Raw genomic sequence first — 5,814 nt, forward strand, 5'->3', positions numbered from 1 at the left:
AAAGAGCAGCCAGGGAATGTCTCCGGCGTCCGCGGCCGACAGAGCGCCCCAGCAGTTCGCGTCGACGATGATCGCGTCCGGTCGAACCGCCTCGACCGCGCGCCGCAGGTCCTCGACTTCGAGCACCGCGCGCCGGCACAGCACGTCGATCGATAACTTGAGGACTTCCAACGCGTTTCGGGCCTGCCAGTCCTCACCGACGATCGCCTCGATCCTCGGGTCGACGGGTTCGGCCTGCACGCCGACCCCACGCATCGTCGCGAGCCCGGCTGACATGGTGCGCAGGTGAACCTCGTGGCCCCGCCGCACGAGCTCACGCAACAGCGCGCCGACCGGGAGCAGATGGCCCAGGGCCGGCGAGCCGTACGCCAAGATCACAGCCACGACGCGAGAGATTACGAGCTCGGCAGGACGCCGACGTCGCGCAGGTCCGACAGATTGGCGGCACCGCAGCCATGCAGGCAGACCCGAAGCTCGTCGATGAAAGGCTGCAGCCAATCGACAACGGCGTCCGCAGATTCGATTGCAGCGGGCAGCATCGGGCGGGCCACCGCCACGACGTCGGCACCCAACGCGATCGCCTTGGCCGCGTCCATGCCGGTGCGGATGCCACCGGAAGCCACCAACGGAATCTCGGGCAACACCTCACGCACCTCCACGATGGCTTGTGCGGTCGGGATTCCCCAGTCGGCCAGCTCCGGGTGGCGCAGTTCGCCGTAGCGGACCAACTGCTCGACCCGTGACCACGAGGTGCCACCGGCGCCGGCGACGTCGATCCCCGCGACCGGCAAGTCGCCTTCGGCGCAGGCGAGTTCCGCGACGGCCACACCGCCGATGCCGTGACCGACCTCCTTCAGCAGCAGCGGGTAGTCAATCGCGTCGGCCGCCTCTCGCAGCCGGTCCAGCGAGCCGGAGAAGTCGGTGTCCCCGTTGTGCTGCATTGCTTCCTGCAACGGATTGGTATGCACAGCAAGCGCATCCGCGCCCACCCGGTCGAGGGCTTTGGCGATGTCGGGCACCGTCGATTTGGTCAGCTGAGCCAAACCGATGTTGCCGAACAGCAAGACATCTGGTGCCACGTCACGAACGGTGAAGCTGTCGGCGGCGCGCTCCCCCAGCGCGCTGTCCAGCATGATGCGCTGCGAGCCGAGCATCATGCCGACGCCCAGCTGTTGCGCGGCTGCGGCCAGATTGCGGTTGATTGTCCCCGACAACTCCGCGCCGCCGGTCATCGCCCCGATGAGCACCGGGAACCGCAGGTTCGCGCCCAAAAACTTGGTGGACGTGTCGATATCGCCAAGGCTGGTCTGGGTCAGGGCGTTGTAGGGCAACTGATAGCGCTCCAGCCCCGTAGTGACACCGACGTAGCTGACCTGCTCGCCGAGGCACACATCGATGTGCCTGCGTTTGCGGGTCGTCATCTTGCCGCCCTCGGTGGTCACCGCTGCCCCCTTCTGCGACGAGCCATAAACGTCTCCCTGCCCACACGATCCATAGTGCCTCGTGCGGGGTATACATGCCCACGTGCGGCCTCGCCGCGGACCACCGGCTCCGTTGCGTGCCGATTCGTCATTTAACTAGATTAATGTTTAATTTACTGAAAGGCTTGCCTTCGTGGTGTGGGACACTTTCGCCGGTGCTGTGACCGGACGGCGTTCGTGGCTGCTCGCGCTGGCCGCGGTGCTGCTGGGCATCGGCTCGATGGTGCTGATCGGCGAAAATGCCGCGGCCGGCCAGGCGCCGACGACGGTGCCCAATGATTCGCAATCGGCCAGAGTCGACGCCCTGGTACGCAAGTTCCCCGGCGGCGACCAGGCCATGCTGATTCTGGTTATCAGCCGCACAGACGGCGCGATGCTGACGCCCTCCGACGTCACCGCCGCCCAGGCGGCGCGCGACCGGACGCAGGCGGTGGCACGACCGGCCGCGGCGCCGGCACTGGTATCGCATGACGGCAAGGCGGCCCTCGCCGTGGTGCAGGTCAGCGCCAAGCTGTCCGGTCTGCCCCTGAGCGAAACAGTGAGCGCACTGCGCAAGGCCGCCGACACCGGGCTGCCGGCGGACCTGCGGGCTCACATCACCGGCGGGCCGGCGTTCGGCGCCGACATCGCCAACGCGTTCACCAACGCCAACGTGACATTGCTCGCCGTGACGGCGTCCGTGGTGGCGCTCCTTTTGATCGCCACCTACCGGTCGCCGGTGCTGTGGCTGGCGCCGCTGCTCGTCGTCGGATTCGCCGATCGTGTCGCGGCCGCGGTGGGCACCGCGGTCGCATCGCTGACCGGGCTGAGCTTCGACGGCGCCACGTCCGGGATCACCAGCGTGCTGGTTTTCGGTGCGGGCACCAACTATGCGCTGCTGCTGATCTCCCGGTACCGCCACGAGCTTCGGCGCCATGACGAGCACCGTGACGCCTTGCGCCAGGCGGTGCGGATGGCGGGGCCCGCGATCGTCGCGAGCAACGCCACCGTCGTGCTGGCGTTGCTCACCCTGTTGTTCGCCTCGACTCCGAGCACCCGCAGCCTGGGCGCTTTGGCCGCGTGCGGGATACTGGTCGCCGCCATCTCGGTGCTGGTGGTGCTGCCGCCCCTGCTGGCGGTCTGCGGGCGGCGACTGTTCTGGCCCTTCATCCCCCATCCCGACGACGACGCGGCCGGGTACTCCGGTGGCTGGCAGCGGGTGGCGGAATGGGTGGACCGACGACCGGCACTCGTGGCGGTGGTTGCGATCACGGTGCTGGCGGCGCTTGCCACCGGCCTCTTCGGAACCCGGATCGGGCTGTCGCAGACCGAGCAGTTCCGGGTTCGCGCGGACTCGGTCTCGGGTTATGACGTTGTGGCCGCGCATTATCCGGCCGGTTTCGCCAATCCGACACTGGTCATCGCCTCCAGCGACCGTGATGCGGAGATCCCGCGCACGATCGCGGCCACGCGCGGTGTTGTCTCGGTGACCGAGTCCGGCCGGTCGGATGCCGGACTGACGAAGTGGTCGGTAGTGATCGACGCGCCGCCGTCATCCGGTCGCGCATTCAGTACCATTGCCGCGCTGCGCAATTCGACCAGGTCGGTCGACTCGGGCGCGCTGGTGGGCGGGCCCGACGCGCAAGCGCTCGACGTCCGGGACGCCGCCACCCATGACCGGACGTTGCTGATTCCCGCGATCCTGGCCGTGATCGTGGTCGTCCTGTCTGCGCTGCTGCGCTCGGTCCTCGCGCCGCCAACACTGCTGGCAGCAACGATTCTCGGCGCCCTGGCCGCCCTGGGCATCGGCGGCTGGACCAGCATGCACGTCTTCGGCTTCCCCGCACTGGACAACACCACGCCGCTGTTCGCTTTCCTGTTCTTGGCGGCCCTCGGCGTCGACTACACCATCTTCCTGGTCACCCGTGCTCGCGAAGAGGCCGCACAGCACGGCGGGCGAGCGGGAATGGTGCGCGCGGTATCGGTCACTGGCGGCGTAATCACCAGTGCGGGAATAGTTTTGGCTGCAGTCTTCTGCGTGCTCGGGGTGTTGCCGTTGATCGTACTCACCCAGCTGGGCATCATCGTCGGCCTGGGAATCCTGCTCGACACCTTCGTCGTTCGCACCCTCGTCATCCCCGCGCTGTTCGCCCTCATCGGTGACCGCATCTGGTGGCCAACCCGCCCCGATAGCCCCAAAGATGATTCAAGTCAACAACATTCGATCCGAGAATGGAGCACCCCGTGAACAGGTTCATCCCGGCCGCGACGACGCTCGCCGTCGCGACCGCCGCCGGAACCGGAAGCATCGCCAGCAGCAGGGCGATTCCGGTCTGGTATGCCCTTCTTCGCAAGCCCGCATACCAGCCGCCGAAGATCGCATTCCCGTTGGTGTGGACCACCCTCTACGCCGACATTGCGGCCACCTCCGCGGTGGCGCTCGACCGGTTTCGCACCGCGGGAAGGCATGACGAGGCGCGCGGGTACGCCGCGGCGCTCGGCGTGAACCTGCTTCTCAACGCCGGCTGGAGTTGGCTCTTCTTCCGATACCACAAGCTGGGTGCGTCCGCGGTCGGGGCGGCGGCGCTGACCGCCAGCAGCGCCGACCTCGTCCGCCGGGCCGCGCAGGCCGACCCGCGGGCCGGCCGGGCACTTACCCCGTACCCGCTGTGGTGCGCCTTCGCAACTGTTCTGGCCACGCACGTTTGGCGCCTCAACCGCTGAGGAAACCAGCCGATCATGCCGACACTGTTATGGTTTCGCCGCGATCTGCGGCTGCGCGATCACCCGGCGCTGAGCGCGGCCGCCGAGAACGACGACGTGCTCGCCTGCTTCGTGCTCGACCCACGGCTGGAGGCGTCGTCCGGCCGGCGCAGAATGCAATTCCTGGGCGACTCGCTGCGGCAGCTACGCGACGATCTGGATGGTCGACTCCTGGTGGCCCGGGGCCGGCCCGAGAAGCAGATTCCCCGCATTGCCAAAGAGATCGACGCGTCGGCGGTGCACATCTCCGAAGATTTCGCGCCGTACGGCAAGCGCCGCGATGAACGAGTGCGCGCCGCACTGGATTCCGTCCCGTTGGTACCCACCGGGTCGCCGTATCTGGTCTCGCCCGGCCGGGTTGCGAAACAGGACGGCACGCCGTATCAGGTGTTCACACCGTTTCTGCGGCAATGGCGCGAAATCGGCTGGCGGGCCCCGGCCGAATCGAGCGCCAAGTCCGCGCGCTGGCTCGACCCGGCAGGGCTGTCGGTCAAACAGGCCAAGATTCCCGACCCGGGTGCCGAGCTCGACCTCGCCGCCGGCGAGAGGGGGGCGCGTGAAGCTTGGAAGTCGTTCGTAGACAACGGATTACAACGCTACGACGAGGACCGCAACAGGCCCGATCTGAAGGGCACCAGCCGAATGTCGGCACACCTGAAGTTCGGCACCATCCACCCCCGCACCTTGGTCGCCGATCTCAACCTGCGCGGCGCCGGGGCGCAGGCGTACCTGCGCGAGTTGGCATTTCGCGACTTCTACGCCGACGTGCTGCATAACTCCCCCACCAGCACGTGGCGCAACTGGAACAGCCAGTTCGACAGCATCGAGACCGATACAGGCGCCCAGGCGAAGCGTCGCTTCGAGTCTTGGAAGGCCGGCGAAACCGGTTTTCCTCTGGTGGACGCCGGGATGCGGCAGCTGCGCGAGACCGGCTTCATGCACAACCGGGTGCGCATGATCGTCGCATCGTTTCTCGTCAAAGACCTTCACCTGCCCTGGCAATGGGGCGCCGAATGGTTTCTGGACCAGCTGGTGGACGGTGACATGGCAAACAACCAGCACGGATGGCAGTGGTGCGCGGGGTGCGGCACCGACGCTGCGCCCTACTTCCGGGTCTTCAACCCGATCACGCAGAGCGAGAAGTTCGACCCCGCCGGGGATTACATCCGCCGCTGGGTGCCCGAACTGCGCTCCGCCGACGACGTGCACCTGCGAAAGGGTGACCGCCCAGGCGACTACGCTGACCCGATCGTCGACCACGGTGCCGAGCGGTCCGAGGCGCTGCGGCGCTTTCAAAACATCTGAGCCACACGCGTGATCACTCCCTCGCCAGCAACGCCGACGCTGTTTCCGTGAACGTTTGCTGAATCACCGCGCCGCCGGCTGTGCGGCGTGCCATTATCGGCCAGTTCACAGTTCATGCTGCTCGGGAGGCGATGTGACCCATTCGATCGTTCGGACGTTGCTGGTTTCCGGCGCCGCTGCCGGCCTGCTGGCGAGCGTGGGCGCCTGCTCGTGTTCGGTCGGGTCGTCGCACACGGTGAGCAAGGGCGACGTCGCCGGCCAGATCACCTCCAAGCTGACCGACGCC

The 5,814-nt window shown here is 67.3% G+C and carries 4 protein-coding genes and 2 pseudogenes; 4 read left to right on the top strand and 2 right to left on the bottom strand.

Features of this window, described 5'->3' with window-relative positions:
- Together JOZ00_RS02085 and fni are read right to left on the bottom strand one after the other, a co-directional pair.
- Positions 1 to 384: pseudogene (locus tag JOZ00_RS02085) on the bottom strand (glycosyltransferase); the annotation flags it as partial.
- Between the two features lie 11 nt (positions 385 to 395).
- Complete coding sequence (gene fni, locus JOZ00_RS02090) at positions 396 to 1,421, bottom strand: type 2 isopentenyl-diphosphate Delta-isomerase (RefSeq protein WP_293338997.1); 1,026 nt, start codon at positions 1,419 to 1,421, stop codon at positions 396 to 398.
- A gap of 193 nt (positions 1,422 to 1,614) precedes the next feature.
- On the opposite strand from fni, the gene JOZ00_RS02095 reads away from it, so the two are divergent.
- The 4 genes and pseudogenes from JOZ00_RS02095 to JOZ00_RS02110 form a co-directional block, all read left to right on the top strand.
- Positions 1,615 to 3,708 (top strand): MMPL family transporter, encoded by a 2,094-nt coding sequence (locus tag JOZ00_RS02095; protein WP_293338989.1) that lies wholly within the window; start codon positions 1,615 to 1,617, stop codon positions 3,706 to 3,708.
- Positions 3,705 to 4,184: a TspO/MBR family protein gene (locus tag JOZ00_RS02100; protein WP_293338991.1), complete on the top strand. Its 480-nt coding sequence runs from the start codon at positions 3,705 to 3,707 to the stop codon at positions 4,182 to 4,184. Before JOZ00_RS02095 ends, JOZ00_RS02100 begins: the two co-directional genes overlap by 4 nt.
- A 15-nt stretch (positions 4,185 to 4,199) precedes the next feature.
- Positions 4,200 to 5,528 (top strand): deoxyribodipyrimidine photo-lyase, encoded by a 1,329-nt coding sequence (locus JOZ00_RS02105; protein WP_293338994.1) that lies wholly within the window; start codon positions 4,200 to 4,202, stop codon positions 5,526 to 5,528.
- A gap of 92 nt (positions 5,529 to 5,620) precedes the next feature.
- Positions 5,621 to 5,814, top strand: a pseudogene (locus tag JOZ00_RS02110) (DUF4333 domain-containing protein); the annotation flags it as partial.

The sequence above is a fragment of the Mycobacterium sp. genome (genome assembly GCF_019243155.1).
Lineage (GTDB): Bacteria > Actinomycetota > Actinomycetes > Mycobacteriales > Mycobacteriaceae > Mycobacterium.

What these genes read in the sequence shown, in the direction of transcription:
- fni (WP_293338997.1), bottom strand. Translation starts at nt 1,421, where the DNA reads ATGACGACCCGCAAACGCAGGCACATCGATGTGTGCCTCGGCGAGCAG.
- JOZ00_RS02105 (WP_293338994.1), top strand. Translation starts at nt 4,200, where the DNA reads ATGCCGACACTGTTATGGTTTCGCCGCGATCTGCGGCTGCGCGATCAC.